The sequence below is a fragment of the Massilia terrae genome, assembly GCF_024753145.1.
In the GTDB taxonomy this organism is placed as follows: domain Bacteria; phylum Pseudomonadota; class Gammaproteobacteria; order Burkholderiales; family Burkholderiaceae_D; genus Telluria; species Telluria terrae.
The window spans coordinates 359,626-380,103 of record NZ_JANUGU010000003.1 but is presented as its reverse complement, the minus strand read 5'-3'; the positions used below and the strand labels follow the sequence as shown (position 1 = coordinate 380,103).

The 20,478-nt window shown below is 64.1% G+C and carries 10 protein-coding genes; 2 read left to right on the top strand and 8 right to left on the bottom strand.

Annotated elements, in window-relative coordinates:
- Positions 1–231 precede the first annotated feature (231 nt).
- Positions 232–1,875 carry a methyl-accepting chemotaxis protein gene (locus NX778_RS12550; RefSeq protein WP_258812077.1) on the top strand — a complete coding sequence of 548 codons (1,644 nt, stop codon included), beginning with the start codon at positions 232–234 and terminating at the stop codon, positions 1,873–1,875.
- 7 nt (positions 1,876–1,882) lie between these two features.
- Here the strand turns inward: NX778_RS12550 and NX778_RS12545 are convergent, their stop codons facing one another.
- The 8 genes from NX778_RS12545 to pelA form a co-directional block, all read right to left on the bottom strand.
- The gene (locus tag NX778_RS12545) at positions 1,883–3,247 is read right to left on the bottom strand and encodes a glycoside hydrolase family 28 protein (RefSeq protein WP_258812076.1); all 1,365 of its coding nucleotides are present in this window, start codon (positions 3,245–3,247) and stop codon (positions 1,883–1,885) included.
- The gene (locus tag NX778_RS12540; protein WP_258812075.1) at positions 3,247–6,807 is read right to left on the bottom strand and encodes a TonB-dependent receptor; all 3,561 of its coding nucleotides are present in this window, start codon (positions 6,805–6,807) and stop codon (positions 3,247–3,249) included. The genes NX778_RS12545 and NX778_RS12540 overlap by 1 nt, the downstream gene beginning before the upstream one ends.
- Before the next feature lie 148 nt (positions 6,808–6,955).
- Positions 6,956–10,699: a TonB-dependent receptor gene (locus NX778_RS12535; RefSeq protein ID WP_258812074.1), complete on the bottom strand. Its 3,744-nt coding sequence runs from the start codon at positions 10,697–10,699 to the stop codon at positions 6,956–6,958.
- Between the two features lie 152 nt (positions 10,700–10,851).
- Positions 10,852–11,844 carry a FecR family protein gene (locus NX778_RS12530; protein WP_258812073.1) on the bottom strand — a complete coding sequence of 331 codons (993 nt, stop codon included), beginning with the start codon at positions 11,842–11,844 and terminating at the stop codon, positions 10,852–10,854.
- On the bottom strand, positions 11,831–12,427 hold the full coding sequence (locus tag NX778_RS12525; protein WP_258812072.1) for an RNA polymerase sigma factor: 597 nt from the start codon (positions 12,425–12,427) through the stop codon (positions 11,831–11,833). Before NX778_RS12525 ends, NX778_RS12530 begins: the two co-directional genes overlap by 14 nt.
- A gap of 82 nt (positions 12,428–12,509) precedes the next feature.
- Positions 12,510–14,288, bottom strand: a complete 1,779-nt coding sequence (locus NX778_RS12520; protein WP_258812071.1) for a glycoside hydrolase family 28 protein — start codon at positions 14,286–14,288, stop codon at positions 12,510–12,512.
- A gap of 277 nt (positions 14,289–14,565) precedes the next feature.
- Complete coding sequence (locus NX778_RS12515; RefSeq protein ID WP_258812070.1) at positions 14,566–16,689, bottom strand: hypothetical protein; 2,124 nt, start codon at positions 16,687–16,689, stop codon at positions 14,566–14,568.
- Entirely contained in the window at positions 16,686–17,978 is a 1,293-nt protein-coding gene (pelA, locus tag NX778_RS12510; RefSeq protein WP_258812069.1) for a pectate lyase, read from the bottom strand. The genes NX778_RS12515 and pelA overlap by 4 nt, the downstream gene beginning before the upstream one ends.
- 173 nt (positions 17,979–18,151) lie before the next feature.
- Between pelA and NX778_RS12505 the strand changes: the two genes are divergently transcribed.
- The gene (locus tag NX778_RS12505; protein ID WP_258812068.1) at positions 18,152–20,431 is read left to right on the top strand and encodes a hypothetical protein; all 2,280 of its coding nucleotides are present in this window, start codon (positions 18,152–18,154) and stop codon (positions 20,429–20,431) included.
- The last annotated feature ends 47 nt before the right edge of the window (positions 20,432–20,478 follow it).

Below are 20,478 nucleotides of genomic sequence, written 5' to 3'. Positions count from 1 at the left end.
GATGGAATGAACTATAGACCCGGCCTTTTCCGGCACGCAGCGGATTGCGATGAATTGCAAAGATCGGGGGCCAAAGCGTAAAAAAGCCCGGAAATTCCGCGATCCGGAAAGGCCCGTATTGAATTGCGCCCAAATCGCAAGGATTTGATTTACCGCATTCCTGTTAGCCAATGATCAACAGTAGATTCGCTCACAAATCATCATCTACTTTAAGTATGCATCCGGGCCACCATGCGATTAAATCATCCTGTCACCACCACTGAATACGTCCTGGAAGACGCCGATACGATCGTTTCGAAGACGGACCTGAAAGGGCGGATTACCTACGTCAACGAGGATTTCGTCCGGATCAGCGGTTTCTCCCGGGCGGAATTGGTGAACAAGGCGCATAACATCGTGCGCCATCCGGACATGCCGGAAGCGGCCTTCGCCGACCTGTGGCGCACGCTCAAGCTGGGCAAGGCATGGAGCGGATTGGTCAAGAACCGCTGCAAGAACGGCGATTTCTATTGGGTGGAAGCGGACGTCGCGCCGCTCATCGAACATCACGAGGTGGTGGGCTATACCTCGATTCGCCGCAAGCCGTCGCGCGACGCGGTGCGCGCGGCCGAGGAGGCATATCGCGCAATTCATCGCGGCGACCGCAGCCTGCTGATTCGCGAGGGCGCCGCACTGAGCCGTTCCCTGCTTTATCGGCTGCGCTGCGTGCGCAATCTCCCGACTGCCGTGAAGTTATATGCCGCATTCGCGATCATGGCCGCGCTATTGGTGGCCGGCGCGGCGACGGCGCTGCTGGGCGCGACGCGGCCTGCCATCGTCCTGATCGAATCGGCGATTGCGGTTCTGGGACTGGTGCTGGCCGGTGCATTCTCGTTCATGGCATACCACAGCATCGTCAAACCGATGCGCGACGCATGGAAGGCGATGGAGCGCATGTCCTCCGGCGACCTGACCGGCGCAATCCGCCCGAATGGCAACGATGAAGTGGCGCTGGTGCTGAATGCGGCGAAGGTTTTGCAGATCAATATCAAGCTGCTGATCGGGCAAATTGCGCAGTCGAGCCAGCAGGTCAATGGCGACGCTGGCGATATCTCCAGCGGTGTCATGGATTTGTCGGCGCGCACCGAAGCCCAGGCCTCCAGTTTGCAGGAAACCGCGGCCGCGATGGAAGAGCTGACCTCCACCGTGGCGCAGAATGCCGAGAATGCGCAGCAGGCGACCGACCTGGTGATCGCCACCTCGAAGCTGGCGAGCGTCGGCGGCGAAGTGGTCAGCCAGGTGGTCAGCCAGATGGAATCCATCCGGGACAGCTCCGGCAGGATCACCGACATCATCACGGTGATCGACGGGATCGCGTTTCAAACGAATATTCTCGCCCTGAATGCGGCGGTGGAAGCCGCGCGGGCAGGGGAGCACGGCAAGGGATTCGCCGTGGTCGCGACCGAAGTGCGCATGCTCGCCCAGCGCAGCGCCAGCGCCGCGAAGGAAATCAAGAAGCTGATCGAGGCATCGGTAAGCACCGTGCAGGCAGGTAGCACGCAGGTGACGCAAGCGGGAATCACGATGGACGATATCGTCGCGTCGGTATCGAAGGCCGCGGACCTGATGCGGGATATTTCAGCCGCGGGGCGCGAGCAGAAATCGGGGCTTGAGCAGATTAACCTGGCGATCTCGCAAATGGATCGGATCACGCAGCAAAACGCGGTGCTGGTGGAACAGGCGGCTGCCGCGACCAACGGGATGAAGGAACAGGCCGGGCAGCTGTTGAATCTTGTCGGCGAATTCAAAATTGCCGCGCGGAGCGACAAGGCGGCAGCGCCGCAGACATCGCAAAAAAAACGGCCCGTTTCCAGGCCGCCAAAGGTAGAGACTTAAATGATGTTCAGGGACTCGCCGGCACCCCGCTGACGCTGCTCGCCTTGCCGACTTCAATCGGCACATCGCTGCGCAAGCGCAGATTGGCAAAGCGCCAGTCCTGCGCGTCATTGATATGCCCGCCCTTTTTGGCCTCGATATCGATCTGGTCGAAGCTGAACCGCTGGAGCGGCGCGTTGGCAAAGCCATCCACCTCGAACGCCGTCGCCGCAGCCTTTGCCTTGATATTCCAGATCTTCACGTCGTGAAAATGCGCGATGCCCTGCTGTTCCGGCACCGGCGTCGCCAGCACCTTCCAGTGCGCCGGATAATTTTTCTCGCTCTCGGGAATGCGCGCGTAGCTGTAGGCGGGATTCCAGTTCATATTCACCCGCATCACCACCGGCACGCCATCCATGTCGATATCGTGCAGGCGGATATCCTCACCCCAGCCGCCGCGCGTATGCGCCGACTTGAACATGATCCCCACCGGTACCTTCGCCAGCATCTGGATATTGTAGGCTTCGATATTGCGGAAGCCACCCGAGGTTTCGCTGCCGAACACAAAGCCCGCCTTCGCATCGCGCACGATCGAGTCGCGCACCACCACATCCTCGGTCGGGCGCGCCACGCGCAGGCCATCCGCATCGCGGCCGGCTTTCATCACGATCCCGTCGTCATTGGCCTCGATGTCGGCGTGCGCCACCAGCACCTTGCGCGACGAGTCGATGTCGATGCCGTCGGTGGAAGGACCGCGCCCGTCCACGTTGTTGCGGATCGTGACGCCGTCGACGGCCACGTCATGCGAGTAGCAGATGTGCACCGTCCAGAAGCCGGAGCGGCGCAGCAGCAGGCCGCCGCCGATCTGGACCTGCGACGAATCGAACACCTGCAGCAGGCGCGGGCGTCCGGCATCATAGTCCGACGCCCAGCGCAGGCCGCGCGCGTTGTAATCCTTGCGCAGGTCCCAGTAGGCTTGCCAGAACACCTTGCCGTCGCCATCGATGGTTCCCTCGCCAACGACGGCGGCGTTCTCCTGCTTGTAGACATTGACCAGCGCGGCAGGCCAGCTCATCTCGATGCCCGCGATCCGGCTCGGCATCACGGGATAGTCCTTGATGTTTTGCGAGCCGAGCAGGGTCACGCCCTTGTCGAGCCGCAGCGTCACGCCGGACTTCACGAACACCGAACCGGTCAGGTAGGTGCCGGCCGGGAAGACGACCGTGCCATGCTCCTTGGCCGCGGCATCGATCGCCTGCTGGATGGCGGCCGTGTTCATGGTCACGCCATCGCCCTTGGCTCCGTACTTTGCGGCATTGAAATCCGCCGCGAAGCCACGGCTGGCGCCGAGCGCAAGCGCCGCCGCCAGCATCCACCTTGTGGCTTGCTTCATCACAGGGTGCGGAAGTTCACACCGACCATGATGCGTCGGCCGGCGTAAGCGTAGTCGATCAGGCTTGGCGTGCCGTCCGCAAACGGCGCGAAACCGCCGGTGCTATGCGAGGTGGTCGCATTGCCCAGGTTGCGTCCTTCCACGAACACCTCCACCGCCGGCGTGATCTTGTACGAGATCTTGGCGTCGATGAAGCGGGTCGAGTCCGTGAAGATCGGCGAACCCGGGTTGTACGCACTGGAGAAGCGGCCGTAGTTGCCCACGTTCGGGTAGTTGTACATGCTGGTCGAACTGCCGCAGGAGGCGATGCAGTTGAAGTACGAGGCCACCGCCTGTACCGCGACGCGCGCCGACAGCCTGCCGTCGTCGTACCAGAGCGCTGCGTTGTAGGTGTACTTCTGCTCGTTCTGCGGCGGCAGCGGGGTGCCGGTCAACAGGTCGACCACATTGGCCGCCGTGGTGGCCGAGTGCTGCTTGGTGTAGTTGCCGTCGAAGCCGGTGTAGCGCAGGAAGGAGGGCAGGAAGGTGAACGCCGTCTTGGTGCTGAACTCGACGCCCTTGCGGCCGGTCGTGGTGCCATTGACCCAGGTCGAGTAGTTGAACAGCATGTCGGCCAGCGAAGCGCCCGTAGCCGGATCGACCAGGCTGGTGTTGGCGAACAGCTTCTGGTTGTTCACGCCTTGCGAGATCGCGGGGCCGACCCTGCCTTTCTGCGTGAAGCCGGCGATCGAGAACATCGTGTCCTTGTTCGGATAGTATTCCACCGACAGGTTCTGGTTCACGTTCTTCTGCGCCTGCAGGGCCGGGTTGCCGACGGTGCCGCTGCACTTCTGCGGCGAATCGATCCCGTCCACCTGCCGCTCGTCGTAGGTGCAGCTGCCGGAGGCCAGCAGGCGCGACACCGGCGGACGAGCCACCGTCTTGGCCACGCTATAGCGCAGCACCATCTTGTCCGGCATCACCCAGGTAGCCAGGTTCAGGCTCGGCAACACGTCCGTCGTCTTGGCCTCGGTTGCGGTGGGCTGCGTGACCGATTCAGTCAGCGTGCCGCCGATCGCATCCGGGAAGTTCGGGTCGTAGGACGGGGTCTTGGTGATCGAGGTGAAGGTCATCATGCCGGTACCGCTCACCTTGGTGCGCACGTAGCGCACGCCCACGTTGCCGTCCAGCTCCCAGCCAAACGGCAGGGCACGATCGGTGAACGGAATGTGGTCGAGGCCGAAGTCGCCCATCAGGTAGAACGCTTCGGTGCGTTCCTTCAGGTGCTGTGCCGGCTGGTCGTAGACCTTGCCGTCGTTGGCGGTGCACTTCTTGACGCAGTCGAAGTTCGTGTTCGGGATGCCCATGATGCTGAACAGCTTCTCGACGTCGATCTGGGTCCAGTTGTCGACCAGGCCGGCCGGACGGTCCTTGGCGCCGCTGAAGAACTGGGTCGGCGTGGCCTTCATGGTCATGGTCTGCCGCAGCATGTCCATGAATTGATCCACCGGCATGACCGAAGCCCCGGCCAGGCCCTGCTTGATGTTGCCTCCCGGGATCCAGCCGTACACGCACTTGTTGCCGCCTGGTCCAAGCGAGCCCGGCGAATCGGCGCAGCCGTACATCGTGCTGAGCACTTGCGGCGACGGCAGCACGACCGGCGGAATATAGCCCGGTTGTCCGAAGGTGCCGACCGATTCGGTCAGGGTGTAACCGCCATTGTTGATGTTCCAGTTATCGTTGCGCATGTCGCGCAGGTTGAAGCCGGTCTTGAAGCGCTTGAAGAAGGGGACCGACTCCGGCGTCGTCCAGGTCACGTCGGCCTTCGCCGTGCGCTCCTCGCTGAAGTAGATGGAAGGCTTCCAGGTCAGGTTTGGCGAGGAGGTGACCGCGTTTTGCTGGGCCGCCGTGTAGGCCGGCGTGGCGATGGTGATGTATTTGCTGATCGGGACGGCGGCACTGGCGCCGCGCGGGTACAGCGTGGCGAAGCGCGACAGGTCCGAATTATCGGTCGGGTTATAGCCCGGGAAGGTGTAGCCCCACAGGCCATTCGGCAGCACGCTCAGCGTGCCCGAGCCGTAGTAGTCGTTCAGGGTCAAGTTCTTTTCACCCCGGTTGAAGTCGGAACGCGCATCGCCGACGAAGAATTCCGCCAGCAGGCCGCGGTTCCGGTAGGTGCCGCCCAGCTGCAGGTAGCGCGCCGTCGTGTTGCCGATGCCGTGGCTCTGGCCGGTCTTGGCCACGCCATTGCTGTCGGTGTTGTTGAAGGTGTAGGACGTCAGGTGATGGCTGGCGTCGACCACCACCGAGCCTGGCTGGGTGTTGGGCGCGCCGTTTTTCACGGTGAAGTTACCCATCGAGAAGCTCAGGCTGTTGATGTCGTCGTGGCGGCGGTTGTAGCTGCCCTTGGCATACACGGTCAGGTTGTCGTTCACCTTGAAGTCTGCGCGCAGGTCCAGGTTCTGGCGGCGGTCGATCTCGCGGCGGACGTTGTACTGCGGGCCCGACGGCGAATAGTCGCTCCACTGGTTCAGGCAGGTGTTCAGCTCGTTGGTGCGCTGGCTTTGCGCTCCGCTGCGGCTGGACGACGAGATCGCGTTCAGCTGCGCCGTGGTCAGGGCCGGGAAGGCGGCCTGGCAATCGGCCTTGGTCTTGGCCGCGGCCGAACGCGTGACCAGGTCGAGCGGCGTGGCCGAATTGAAGTTGCCGCCGCCAATCAGGGGCGACGACAGGATCGGGGTGTTGGAGGCCGCATCCGCCGTGTTGACGGTGCTCGGCTGGAAGGTGAAGGTCTTGTCCGGCGAGTTGTCGAAATCATACAGGCGGAAATAGCCCTGGTTGGTGCCCGAGACTTTCGCCACGTGGCCTTCGTTGTCCAGCGTGGTGGTCGACGCGTTCAGCAGCAGGCCCAGGCGACCGTTCATGTATTTGTTCGCCAGGATCAGGTTGGCGTCCGGTTCCCACTTCTTGTTCAGGCTGGCCTGGGTGCCGGCCACGCGCAGCGAGGCGAAGGGCTTCTTGAAATCGAGACCGGTGCGGGTCTTGATCTGTATACCGCCGCCGAGCGAACCTTCGGTCATGTCGGCGGTCGAGCCCTTGATCACGTCCACGCTCTTGATCAGGTCGGACGACAGCTGGCGGAATTCCATGCCGCGGCCATCGCCACCGCCCGACATATCGCTGCCGCCGGCGGATTGGACAGCCTGGCCGTCAAGTTCCACTCGGGTCAGCTCGGGGCCGTTGCCGCGCACGGACACGGTCACGCCCTCGCCGAAGTCGCCACGGTCCAGCGCGATGCCCGCGATGCGCGAGATGGCCTCGCCGACGTTACGGTCCGGCAGCGAGCCGACGTCTTCCGCGACGATCGAGTCGATCGCCGTCGCTGCATTCTTCTTGCGTTCGATGCTGGATTGCTGCGAAGCGCGGGTGGCGACCACGGTGACGGTGGTGACCTTGTTGTCCGTGCTGCTCGTTTCAGTGGTATCGCCCGTGGCGCTCTTTTCCTGCGCCACCGCGACGTTGGTGGCAATCAGCGTCGCCAGCGCGATCGAGACCGCATACGTCAAACGGTGAAGGCGCATCTGCCCAATTCCGGTACAGCCCATTCTCTATCTCCTCGTTTTTTTAGAAGGCGATGTTTACGCACCGCATATCTGTTAAGACGAGCGCCTTGGGCTGATCCTCAGGAATCACCTGCTCGTGATCGTTTTAATCGAAAAGTTGAGCGATTCAGAGCGTGCGGAAAGTGACGCCGACCATGATGCGGCGTCCGGCGTAGGAGTAATCGAGGAGGTTGGGCGTGCCGTCGGCGAACGGGGCGAACTGGGCCTGGCTGTTCGACGTGGTCGCGTTGCCGAGGTTCCGTCCCTCGACGAAGAACTCGATGTTGCGCCGCCACTTGTACGAGATCTTGGCGTCGATGAAGCGGGTCGCGTCCTTGAAATCGGGCGAGCCCGGGTTGTAGGGGAAGCCGACGCGCACGTTGGAGGCCGCGCTCGGATAGTTGTTGACACCCGACTGGCCGCAGGACGCGATGCAGTTGAAGTAGGCGCCCACGGCCTGCACCGCGACCCGTGCCGCGAGCTTGCCGTCGTCGTACCACAGCGCCCAGTTATACGAATAGTCCGATTCGCGCGGCGGCGGCAGCGGCGTGCCAGTCAGCAGGTCGACCACGTTGTCGGTGCTGGTCCGCGAACGGATCTTGCTGTAGTTGGCGTCGAAGCCGGTGTAGCGCAGCAGCCCCGGCAGGATGGTGAACGCCGTCTTCAACCCCAGCTCCAGCCCTTGGCGGCTGGTCGCCGCGCCATTGGTCCAGGTCGAGTAATCGAACAGCATGTCGGCGAACGGAGCGCCACCGGACGGCGCGGCCAGCCCTTCGCGCGCGAACAGGGGCAGGTGGGTCACGCCCTCCGCGATCGACGGTCCCACCTTGCCCTTCTGTGTGAAGGTGGCGATGGAGAACATCGTGTCCTTGTTTGGATAGAACTCCGCGCTCAGGTCCTGGTTGACGTTTCGTTGCGCTTGCAGGGCAGGGTTGCCGATGGTGCCGGTGCAGGCCTGGAATACGTCGACGGCGTCCAGCCTGCGTTCGTCATAGGTGCAAGTGCCCGATGGCAGCAGGCGCGAGGCCGGCGGCCGCGCCACCGTTCTCGCGAGGCCGTAGCGCAGCACTAGCTTGTCAGGTACCAGCCAGGTCGCCAGGTTCAGGCTGGGCAGGAAATCATGGGTCACGGCGTCGACCGCGGTTGCCTGCGACACCTTGCTGGTAAGCGTGCCGCCGCCGGCGTAGGGATTCAGGGGATCGTAGCTGTCCGTCTTGGTGATCGAAATGAAGCTCATCATGCCGGTGCCGCGCACCTTGGTGCGGACGTAGCGCGCGCCGACATTCCCTTCGAGCTCCCATCCGAACGGCAGGCGAATTCCGGTGAAGGGAATGTGGTCGAGGCCGAACTCGCCCATCAGGTACACAGCCTGCGCCTGCTCTTTCAGTGAGGCGTGCGGCTGGTCGTACACCTTGCCGTCGTTCGCCGTGCATTGCTTGACGCAGTCGAAGTTCGCATTCGGGATGCCGGCGATGGCGAACACCTTTTCGACGTCGATCTGGGTCCAGTTATCGATCAGGCCGTCCGGCCGGCCCCTGGCGCCGCTGAAGAACTGGGTCGGCGTCGCCTTCAGCACCATCGTCTGCTGGAGCAAGTCCATGAACTGCGGGATCGTGAACACCGCCTTGCTGTCGAGCGCCTGGCGGGTGTCGTCCTTCATGATCAGGCCATATTGGCATTTGTTGCCGCCCGGCCCGAGCGAACCGGCCGTGTCCTGGCAACCGTAGAGCGTGCTGCGCAGCGAGGGCGAGGGCAGCACCAGCGGCGGCACGTAGCCGGGCGTGCCGTAGGTCCCCACCGCGTCGCGCAGGTTGTAGCCGCCGTTGTTGATGGTCCAGCTGTCGTTGGTGGTGTCGCGCAGGTTGAAGCCGCTCTTGATCCGCTTGAAGAAGGGAATCGATGACGGCAAGGCGTAGCTCAGGTCGAGCTTGGCCGTGCGCTCCGCGCTCTCGCGGATCTGCGGTGCCCACGTGACGTTGGGCGAGGAGGTCACGGCCTGTTGCTGGTCCGCGGTGTAGGCCGGGATCGCGTTGGCGTTGTAGATGCCGGGCGAGACCGCCTTGCTGGCATTGTTGGGATACAGCTTGGCGAAGCGTTCGAAGCTTTGCGAGGTGATCGGATTGACGTCCGGGAAGGTGTAGCCCCACAAGCCGTTGGACAGCAATGTCGCGGTCGCCGCGCCATAGTAATCCGTGAAGCTCAGCTGCTTGGCGCCGCGCTGGAAATCCGAGCGCGCGTCGCCCACGAAGAATTCGGCGGTCAGCCCGCCGCGCTTGAACACGCCGCCGGCCTGCAGGTAGCGCGCCGTGGTCAGCGCGATGTCGTGCATCTGGTCGGTCCGGGCGGCGCCGCCGGTGAAGGTGTATTGCGTCAGGTGATGGCTGGCGTCCACCACCACTGTGCCCGGCACCGTGTTTGGCACGCCGCCGCTGACGGCCAGGTTGCCGAGGCTGTAGGACAGCTGGTTGATGTCGTCGTGGCGCCGGTTGTAACTGCCCTTGGCGTAGACGGTCAAGGCATCGTTGACCTTGAAGTCCGCGCGCAGGTCGAGATTCTGGCGCCGGTCGATCTCGCGCTTGACGAGGTAGCGCGGGCCGGATGGCGTGTAATCGTTCCACTGGTTCAGGCAGGTCGTCAGCTCGTTGCTGCGCTGCGACTGGGCCGCGCTGCGGGCGGAGGAACCGGTGATCGCGTCGAGCTGGGCGCTAGTCAGCGCAGGAAAAGCGGCGTTGCAGTCGGCCTTGCTCTGGGCGGCGGCCGACCTGGTGATCACTTCCAGAGGCGTGGCGGAGTTGAAGTAGCCGCCGCCCGTCAGCGGCGATTGCAGCATCGGCGTCCGCGTGGACGCATCGGCCGTGTTGACCGTGCCCGGCTGGAAGCTGAACGTTTTCTGCGGCGAGTTGTCGAAGTCGTAGAGGCGGAAATAGCCCTGGTTGGCGCCGCCCGCGACCTGCGCCGAATGGCCTTCGTTGGCCAAGGTAGTGGTCGAGGCGTTGAGCAGCAGCCCAAGCCTGCCGTCGAGGTATTTGTCGGCCAGGATCAGGTTGCTGTCCGGCTCCCATTTCCTGTTCAGCGAATTCTGGCTGCCCGCCACCCGCAGCGAGGCATAGGGCTTCTTGAAATCGAGGGCGGTGCGCGTCTTGATCACGATACTGCCGCCGAGCGCGCCTTCGGTCATGTCCGCGGTCGATCCCTTCACCACGTCCACGCTCTTGATCAGGTCGGCGGACAACTGGCGGAACTCCACCGCGCGGCCATCGCCGCCGCCGTTCATGTCGCTGCCGCCGGCCGACTGCACGGCCTGGCCGTCAAGCTCCACGCGCGTCAGGTCGGGGCCGTTGCCGCGCACGGCGACGCTGACGCCTTCGCCAAAGTCGCCGCGGTCGAGCGCGATGCCGGCCATGCGCGAGATGGCCTCGCCGATGTTGCGGTCGGGGAGCGAGCCGACGTCTTCGGCGACGATGGAATCCATCGCGGTGGCCGCGTTTTTCTTGCGCTCGATGCCGGATTGCTGGGAAGCGCGGGTGCCGACGATCACCACGGTCTTGCGCACCGGCTGCTCCTCCACCAGAATTGGCGGGATGGCTTGGGCGATGGCCGGAACGTTGGGCTCGATGGGTGCGCTGACGGCTTGAGGCGCGTGGCGTCGCAGGATCACCACCGCGCCGCTCGCATTGATCTTGCCGACGAGGGCAGTGTCCTTCAACAAGCGCTCGATCGCCTCGGAGACCGTGAAGCTGCCGGTAAGCGGCTTGGTACTCACGCCCGCCAGGATGTCCGACGAGGTCAGGATATTGATGCCCGCCTGGCGCGCGAACTTCGACACCGATTCAGTGGCCGCGCCTGCGGGAATATTGAATGACCGCGGCAATTCCTGCGCGTGCGCCGTTCCCGCATGCGCTAGCGCGCACACGGCAAAAATGACGGCTACTCTACCTGCGCATTGATTTTCAAAAATCATGCGCGTCTCTCTCCCTGGCCTGATCTGTTATTCGGAACTATGCTGTTCCGTTTTGTTGTGCTTTACGTTTGGTTCTTGGTTCGGCGGGGCGCGGCTCCGATGAAAATCTTGTCGGCGGTGACGGACACCGGTACGTCCAGCACCATGCTCACGTCCTTGGCGAACAATTCCGGCGCATCGAGCTGGTACTCGCCGACCAGGCGCTTGCCTGCCAGCGCCGGGTCGGTGACGACGATCGCTTTCGTGCTGTAGCGGTTGAAATCGGCGACCGCCTCGCTCAAGGTCTGGTTCGCCAGGATCAGCTTGCCCTCGCGCCATGCCAGCATGCGGTTGACCTCGTTCGGTTGGTGGGTCACCGCAATGGCTTGCGCTTCCTTCGCCAGGAAGGCGCGCTCGCCGGCCGTCATCGAGCGCTTCTGCGCCGCACCGGTCTCGTTCCAGACTTCGACCGTTCCCTCGGTGACCAGCACTTCGGTGCCGTTGGCGAAACGCCGCACAGCAAACGCCGTACCGACTGCGCGCACCCGCGCGTCCCCGGCTTCGACGATGAAGGGCTTGGACTTGTCCTTGGCCACCTCGAACCACGCTTCGCCCTGGTGCAGCTTGATGCGGCGTTGCTGGCGCGTGAAGGCGACCTCGATCTGGCTGCCGCTGTTGATGTTGGCGATCGAGGTGTCCTGCAGTGGCACCTTGCGGAATTCGCCCTTGGCCGTGCTGAGCACCGTGCCTTTGTCGAACACGGTCATGCCGGTCTTGACCGCCGCGGCCCCGAGGCCGGCCGCCAGCGCGCCATAGATCAGGAATTTGCGGCGCGGCGCGGCGTAGCGCGGCGCCGCGTCTTCATCCGGCGCGGGATCATCCAGTTTGGACGAGGCGGATTCCGGCGCCGATGCCAGGTGCAGGGCGTTATAGATCGCCATGGCACGGGCGTGCGCGCCCTTGTGCCGGATGTCGGCCTCAAGCCAGGCATCCAGTTCCGCGGTTTCCTGATCGGACAGGCCGCGCGCGAATTTGCGCGCTACCCATCCGAAGGCTTGTTGATCAATCTCTGACATTACTTGCTTTATCCAGAATTCTTTTCCCGGCCATTTTGCGCTTGCCCGTTTCCTGATTGATTCCGTGTTTGGAGATCATCTCGGACATCAGGCGCATGCCCTTCATCATTTCGTGTTCGACGACGCTGTCGGTCAGGCCCAGGCTCTCGGCGGTCTCGATCTGCGACATGCCGTGGATCCTGCGCGCGCGGAATACCGTCCGGCAGCGGTCGGGCAGGGTGCCAATCAGGCCGATCACCCATTTCAGCTCGGCCCGCGCGAATGCCACCCGTTCCGGCGAGGGCGCGGTGTCCTCGATTTCCAGGTCGTCCAGGTTGGCCATCGCCTCGATGCTGACGACGGCGTCGCGCCGGATGCGGTCCAGCACAATGTTCTTCGCGGCGCGGAAAATGAAGGACTTCGGATGGTGGACGTGCTCCAGGCTCGGCATCGACAGGATTCTATAGTAGGTCTCCTGGATGACATCATCGACCTCGGCCGCACATGCGCAGACCCGGCGCAGCATTTTACGCAGCTCTGCCTCGTGAGGCAGGAAGTTCATTGTCAGCCAGTCAACAACTTCTGTTTCCATAAGCTCGCTCATGCCTGGGTCCCGGATCAGGCCAAGTATATGCCGCACCGGGCGTCCCAAGTTCCGAGGAGCAATCAATCTCGTGAGCGGTTCTTCAGGCCGACAGTGTCTGATTGATCATTTTTCCGTTAATTTGCACGTTTTTCAGCACCACTCCCTGCGCGTTGTGCAGGAAGACCGGCTTGGCCGCGTTGCGCACCGTGCCGAAGTCGGAATCGCTGATCGTGATGTTCGACACCGGCAGGATCGCCGTGCCGGCCGGCCCGTTGAAGTGGGCGGCGACCGGGCCGAGGATGAGCAAGGCCTGGTTGCAGGAGTACTCGCCGTCGGCCAGTTTCACGTTCGAGGCACGCAGGTTCGAGATGTGCACGTCGGACACCGCCGGCGGCCGGTTGCGCACCGCGTCGTCGCCGGCGGCGTAGTCGCAGTCGATGGTGATCACGGCGCCGCCGCTGGTCGACGGCTTGTCCTTGTTGCGTTGCTCCTGCGCGGCGACGCCGTTCGGCAGCGTCACGTCGCGCACGTAGAAGTGGCGCAGGAAGCCGCCGCGGTTCATGTTCGCCTTCAGCCGGATCGCAGTGTGCAGCGGCTCGGTGGCCCAGTGCACGTTGCGGAACTCGATCTTCTGCGCGTACACGTGCTCGATCCCGGCCGCCATTTCGCTGCCAAGCGTGATGCCGCCGTGGCCGCTGTTCATCACCGAATTCTGGATCACGACGTTGCGCGTCGGCCCGTACTGCGTGTCGCGGTTCTTGCCGGACTTGATGGCGATGCAGTCGTCGCCGGTGTTGAAGGTGCAGCCGTCCACCAGCACCGTGTCGCAGGATTCGGGATCGAAGCCGTCGTTGTTCGGCCCCATGCTCTCCATGTTCACCTTGCTGATGCGCAGGTTGCGGCAATCGACCGGGTGATGCTGCCAGAACGGCGAATCGTTGGTCTGGTAGCCTTCGAGCAGCACGTCGGTGCAGCCGATCAGCTCGATCAGGCAGGGCCGCAGGTAGTGGCCGATGCCGAACACGCGTTTGCCGATGGGGACGCCGGCTTCGGACAGCGCCGGCAGGTAGCGCGTGTCGCCGCGCCAGCGTGGGTGCTCGCCCTGCACCAGCGCGCGCTGTTCGGGCGTCAGCCATGGCGCAATTTCTTCGAGTTCCGGGTTGAGCGGGTTGTTGGTGGCGGCCGAGATGGCATCGCCCTTGCTGTCGACCCAGCCCCACCACGAGCCGTCGCCCGATTCGAAGGGCACGCCGGCCTGGCCATTGAGCACGCTGGTCCAGTCCTCGCCTGTGAGCGCGATGTTCGACTGCTTGTACGCGTACACCAGCGGCGAATAGTTCAGGAGATCGTTGCCTTGCCAGCGCGACAACACCAGCTTGCCGTTCTTGCCGCAGTCTATGTCGCCGTACTTCGCGTAATCGAGCGGATTGGCGCTGAAGTAGATTTGCGCGTTGGCCGCCAGGTGGACGTGCACGTTCGAGCGCAGCACGATTGGGCCTTTGCAATACCAGTTCCCGGCAGGGATCAGCACGCGGCCGCCACCGGCGCGGTTGGCGGCGGCAATGGCGGCGGCGATCGCGGGGTAGCAGTCGTGCGAACCGGGGGCCGGGGTCATCACCTTGCGCTGGGTCTTGCGCCAGGTGGAGATGGCGGGGACCAGGTCGCAGCTGCGCGCGCCGAAGTTGGTGATCGGGAAGTCCTCCTTGCGGAAGACGAGGGGCTTGCTGCAGCGGTCGATGATCTGCTGGGCGTGCTGCCACGGATCGGCGGGCATTTCCGCAGCGGCGGCGATCGAGCCGATGTCGCTGGCGAGCAGAATACCTGCGGCGGAGGCGCTACGCAGGAAGGTGCGGCGCTGGGGGTTTGTTTTGCTAGTCATGCGATTTCTCGATTAAGAGTGACCGTCGTTCCCGCGGAGGCGGGAACCCAAAATTTCTTTGTTAGCAGATGCCCGTCGTCCCGGCGCAGGCCGGGACCCATAGACCGTTAGAGAAGTCGAAGCGTCGACGCAGTTGGCCGGCAAACTCAGCATGGGTCCCGGCCTGCGCCGGGACGACGTGCTGAAGTTAGCGGCGTCAATCCGATAAGCTTGGCCTGTCTGCTGGAGAAATGGGGTTTCCGCTTTCGCGGGAACGACGTTATGTTTAAGGCACACATCACGGCAAGCGCTGGAAACCTTCGGCATGCACCACCCAGGTCCCATCGTTCGGGAACCCCGGCGCCGGCCGATCCGGCGCGCCATCCCAGCCGCCCGCCATCATCGCCACCGCCGCCAGCAACGCCCCATTCCCCGGCAGATAAACCGGCAGCTTGGTATTCACGTTATGCCCCGCCTGCGTGTAGCTGTTGTTCGGCCCGTCCGACTTGAGCAACACGTCCACGGCCGCTTTGGGCTCGCCCAGCCGCGCCGCGGTCATCGCGATCATCGGATAGTCCCAGCCCCAGATCTTGGTTTTCCAGTCCCAGCTGGACAACACGGCATGCAGCGTGCGGCGCATCACCTCGCGGTCGACACCATCGCCCGGCAGCTGGCCCAGCGCCATCAGGAAGGACGGGTGGTCGTGCCGGCTGTCCACGTTGTCCCAGGTGTCCGGATGCGACTCCAGCGCCACATATTTGCCGTCTTTCTGCGGCAGTGCCGACAAATGCGTGCGCTCCTTTTCCCAGGCCGGATCGCGTGCCATGCCGAGCCGCTCGCGCCATTCCTGCGCGATCTCCAGCCCGCGCGCCCAGTAGCTCAGCTCGTAGGTCGGGTTCATGCTGGTCGACTGGTCGTAGATCTCTTGCGCGATCCACAGCGGTGGGCCAAGCACATAACGCTGGCCCTTCTCGTCCCAGTGCAGCATCGAGGCCATGCACTGCGCCGTCTCGAACACCAGGTCACGGTAACGCTCCAGCGTTTCGCGCGACGGATTGGCGCGGTACATGAGTTCCGCGAGGTGGATGACGTGCGGCTGGTTCCAGACGATGAGCGGATTGCCGCCCGGGCTCTCGCGGCCGCCCGGCCCGGTCATTTTCATCCAGCGCGCGCCCTGCAAGCCACGCTCCGCGGCGATCGCGCGCGCGACCGGCAAGGTGCGCTGGAACCACGTGAGCGTTCGCGCCGTGAATTCCGGCCGGCCCCACAGCGCGAAGTGCGCCGTATGCCACCAGACCATTTCCGCATGGTGCTTGCCGTACCACGTGGACGTGGTGAGGCCGCTTTCCGATGCCGGCACCGTGTCGCCAAGCTGGATCGCCGTCAGGTACTGCGACAGCACCACGCGCCGTTCCAGTTCATTGGCGCGCGGATCGGTGCTGCCGGCAAAATCAACCGCCGCGCCGCTGCGCCAGAATCCGGCCCAATGCGCACTGCTGTCCGCGAACACGCGCGCGCTGTCCGTCGCCGGCGCGGTGCCGTCCTGGACGAAGCTGACGGTGATATCCAGCGTGTCGCCGGACTTGGGCGCGATCTCGAAGATGTGGGCCGAAGGATGGGTGATGGTCATCGGCGCGCTGCTGGCCAGCGTCATCGCGTAGCGCGCGTCATCGCGCGTGTGCTCGACCACGAGCTTGTTGCTGCCCTGTTCCAGCACCGTGCTCTTGTGCGCCTCCGGATGCGACCAGTCGAGCGGCGGGTTGTGGTGGTCGCGCATCTGGTAGCCGAAGGGCAGGGCGATGCGCACCGCTACGCGGCCGCTGGCCAGCAGCGGCGAGCGGATGCGCAGGGCGAGCGTGTCGCTGCCGGGGCTGACGGCGCTGCTCACGCTGACCGGCTGGCCCAGCAGCTGGACGTGGCTGTCCAGCTCGCCCTTCCACATATCAAGGCGCTGATCGATGCCGGTGACGTCGGCGGCTGTGATGGGCCGGGCGCCGCCGCCCGTGAGCACGAAGCCGATCTGCGGCAGCGGCTGGATGTGCGGGTTTTCGCGCAGCCACTGGCCAGCGGGAACTTTGGTATTGGTCGGATAGCCGACGGTGCGGCCGTGGGCCGTATAGTCGCGGTTGGCGTCCGACAGTTTGTAGCCGTTGGGATTGGCGTCCTCGTGCCAGGACCAGCGGGCCTGGGTCTCTTCCGGCGTGCCCTTGTCGTGGTACAGGTCCGGCAGCGTCTGCAGGCCGGTGACGTCGGCGGTGAACGCGAAGCGCCCGTTGCCGACACTAAGCGGCGACATCGGGTCGATGGCGGTGAGGTGCGGATTGTGCCGCGTCACGACGGCCTGGCGGTCGATCGGCGCTGCAACGCTGACCGTGGCGAAGGTGGCGAGCGCGAAGGCGCTGGCAAGATAAAGTCTTTTCATGGGGTGGCGCGCTTGCCCGTCATTTCGTTGTAGGCGTTGATTGATTTCTGCGGCATCGGGGTGTACCAGGCGTAGCCATTGCGGCGGCCCTTCGAGATATTGTTGACGTCGTCGTGGATCGACTTGTCCTTGTCGCCGAAGATCGGCTTGCCGGTCTGGAGGTCGTAATCGCGCGACCAGATCGGGCCCGCGCCCGGCTTGTCGACCAGCTTGCGGCCTTCCTCGTCGTTGATCTTGGTGAAGGCTTTGTCGTAGATGGCATGTGCCTTGAGCCAGGCGATGCCGGAATCGACGGCGGCCTTGATCTCCGGTGTCGGATTCGGCTGGCGCATTAGGAACAGCAGGATCTCAGTGGTCTCGGCGCTGGCCAGCGAGCGCATCTCGTAGTTGCGCGCCGAAATAGGCTGCAGCGTGATGGCGTCGACCTGCTGTGGCCAGACGGTCTTCTTGCCGTCGACCACGACCTGGGCGTCGAGGATCGGTCTGATCGCACGCGCGCTTGCGGCGCCGGCTTGCTTGCGCAGCTCCGGCGGCACGAAGGCAAATTCCGGACGGCCCTCGGCGATATCTTCCAGGATCATTGCGGCCTCGGCCACAGCGTTGTCGTTGAAGGTGATGCCGTCGTGGAAGCCGCCTTCCAGCGGATAAACTTGCGGCCAGCCGCCGTTCGGGTATTGCGCCATCAGCAAGTAGCCGATGGCCTTGGTGATGCTGGCGCGGTAGGCGTCGCCTTCCTTGCCGGGCAATTGTGCTTGCACGCGGCCGAGGAAGCGCATCTCGGTGGTGGTCGCGCCATTGTCGAGGGTGCCGACGAAGGTCCAGAAGCGGTCGTGCGGCGAGTCGAAATTGCCGGTGCCGACTTCCATCGTCTCGGCGTCGTTGGCATAACGCTGGCCGGGCAGGCGCGGCGCTTTGGTGCGGTCCTGGTTCTTGCTCCAGCCGCCGGACGGCGTCTGAAAGCTGACGATGGTATCGGCGATTGCGCGCGCTTCCGCCGACGCGTACCAGCTCGCATCCTTGTGGAGTGGCATCTTGCCGCTGCCCGCCACCGGCGGCGGAGGGGCGCTCTCGCCGGGTTTCAACTCGGCGGCCAGCGTGTCGTGGTCGAATTTCTGCTGTTTCTGCGAGCGCGCGATGTAGTCCGTCCACGCCGCGCGTTGCGCGACCGGTAGTTCGGTCAGGCGTGCCATCGTGATTTCGGGTGCCGGTGTATTTGCGCCGATGATGGCGCTGAAGGCCGGCGCGGCGAACACCAGTGCAAGGCCCCACACCCCTTTGGAAAATCTCATCGCTGTCTCCTCTTTACTTTTTTATCGGGACCTTGCGATGCCCCGTTAATGATAAGACGGACGAGGAGGGGATTTTCCTCAAGCGGAAAACAAATCACGCAGCTGCGTGATTAAACGGCGCTGGCGGGCCATTAATCCTTCAATCCCGCTGCCCGATATGGTTGAATTGTCCGATGGATACTATCCTCATTTCCCGCCGCCGCCTGATGCTCGCCGCCGCCGCGACCGGTGTCGCGATGGCCTTGCCCGCATCCGCGTCGGCCACCGCACGTATTGACCGCAAGGCGCTGGTCAGGCGCCACAATCCATTTCTCACCCAGGTCGATCCCACTTCGCCGCTGATGCTGGGGAACGGGAATATCGGCTTCACGGCGGACATCACCGGGCTTCAGACCTTCACCGAGCCGTACAGCAAGATTGCGCCGCTGTTGACCGAAGCGCAATGGGCCTGGCACAGCTTTCCGAATCCGCAGGGATTCACGGTGCGCGATACGCAGGTGGAAATCGACGTGCGTGGCGTGAAGCGGCGCTATGGCTATATCGAAAACTGGGCCGATGCCGAGAAGAACCCGGCGATGGCATGGATCCGCGAGAATCCGCATCGCTTCTCGCTGGGCCGCATGGCGCTGGACTTGCGCGCGAATGACGGATCGCCGGCGCGCTTCGCCGACATCCGCAACACGCGCCAGACGCTGGATATGTGGACGGGGACATTGACCAGCAGCTTCACCTACGATGGCGAGGCGGTGACGGTCGTGACGCGCGTCCTGCCGGAGCAGGATGCGGTGATGGCGGAGGTGACTTCCGCGCTGGTGGCGCAGGGGCGCCTCGGGGTCGCCGTGCGCTTCCCGGGCGTGGCGAAGGCGCTCAATCCGGATCCGTCGGACTGGAGCAATCCAGCCAGCCACAGCACGACCGAGCTGTCGCGCAAGGCCGGCGAAGTGCGGCTGAAGCGGCAGATTGATGCGACCGCGTATCACGTCGCGATCGCGGCGCCTGGTGCGGCGATCGAGAAGACGGAAGCGCATGCTTATCGCGTTGGCGCCAATGCCAGCAAACTGATCGTCACCACGCAATTTTCCGCGCAGGCTGGCGCGGCCGTGTCCAACCCTGCCGAAGCTGCGGCGGCGACCGCGCGCCACTGGATTCATTACTGGACCGATGGCGGCATGGTCGATTTTTCCGGCTCGACTGATCCGCGCGCCAAGGAGCTGGAGCGCCGCGTCGTACTGTCGCAATACTTGATGGCAGTGAACGCCGCGGGAGCTTTCCCGCCGCAGGAAGAGGGCCTGTTCTCCAACAGCTGGAACGGCAAGTCCCATCTGGAAATGCACCCGTGGCATTCGGCGCACTTCGCGTTGTGGGGCCGGCCGCAGCTGCTGGAGAAGAGTCTCGCATGGTACGTCGGTTTCCTGCCGAAAGCGAAGGCGCGTGCCGCGGAGCAGGGCTTGAAAGGCGCGTGGTGGCCGAAGATGATCGGGCCGGATGGCGCCGACAGTCCGTCCAAGGTCTCGCCCTTCATCATGTGGCAGCAACCGCACCCGATCTACATGAGCGAGCTGCTGTACCGCGCCGGCGGCGGCGAGCGCTTGCTGAAAGCCTACGGGGAACTGGTCGAGGAATGCGCGAACCTGCTGGCATCGTTCCCGTATCTGGACGAAGCGAGCGGCAAGTATCGCCTCGGTCCGCCGATCATCCCGGTCCAGGAAAATTTTGCGCCATTGAGCACCTTCGACCCGGCCTTCGAAGTCGCCTACTTCCGCTGGGGCATCGAAACCGCGCAAGCCTGGCGCGAGCGTGCCGGCAAATCCCGGCACGCCGATTGGGACGCGGTGCTGGCCAAGTGGCCGGACCTGCCGCAGAAAGACGGCCTGTACCTGCCGGTCCGCTCCGAACCGGGCTTCTGGGACAAGGCCGCTGGCGCCTGCAAGGCGAACGCGTTGGAGGAGACCTGCCAGAACCGCGACCACCCATCCTTCCTCATGCCGCTCGGCTTCCTGCCCGGCCGCGACGTTGACAAACCGACCATGCGCCGCACCCTCGACCGCGTCAAGCGCGACTGGGACCTGCGCCAGACCTGGGGCTGGGACTACCCGATGATGGCCTTGACCGCCGCCCGCCTGAACGCGCCGGAAGAGGCCATCGACTGGCTGTTCTTCGACGCCAAGAACAACAAGTTCGGCACCAGCGGCATGACGCCTCGTGTCCATCTCGACGCCCACGCCGCCGCCTTCGTACCAACCGCGACCGGCTCCACCAGCGCGCAAGCTGGTGTCGGGCCGGACGGGCCGGGCTACCAGCGGGCTGCCCAGACCTATTTCCCATCGAACGGCGGACTGCTGTTGGCGGTCGCCCTGATGGCGGGGGGATGGGACGGGCAGGGCGGCCTCGCTCCCGGCTTCCCCCGCAAGGGTTGGAAAGTCAGGGCCGAAGGACTGCTGAAATCGATCTAGAGTGCGGTTGCCTCATGGCATGAGTATTGCTTGATAAATGGTGGCGG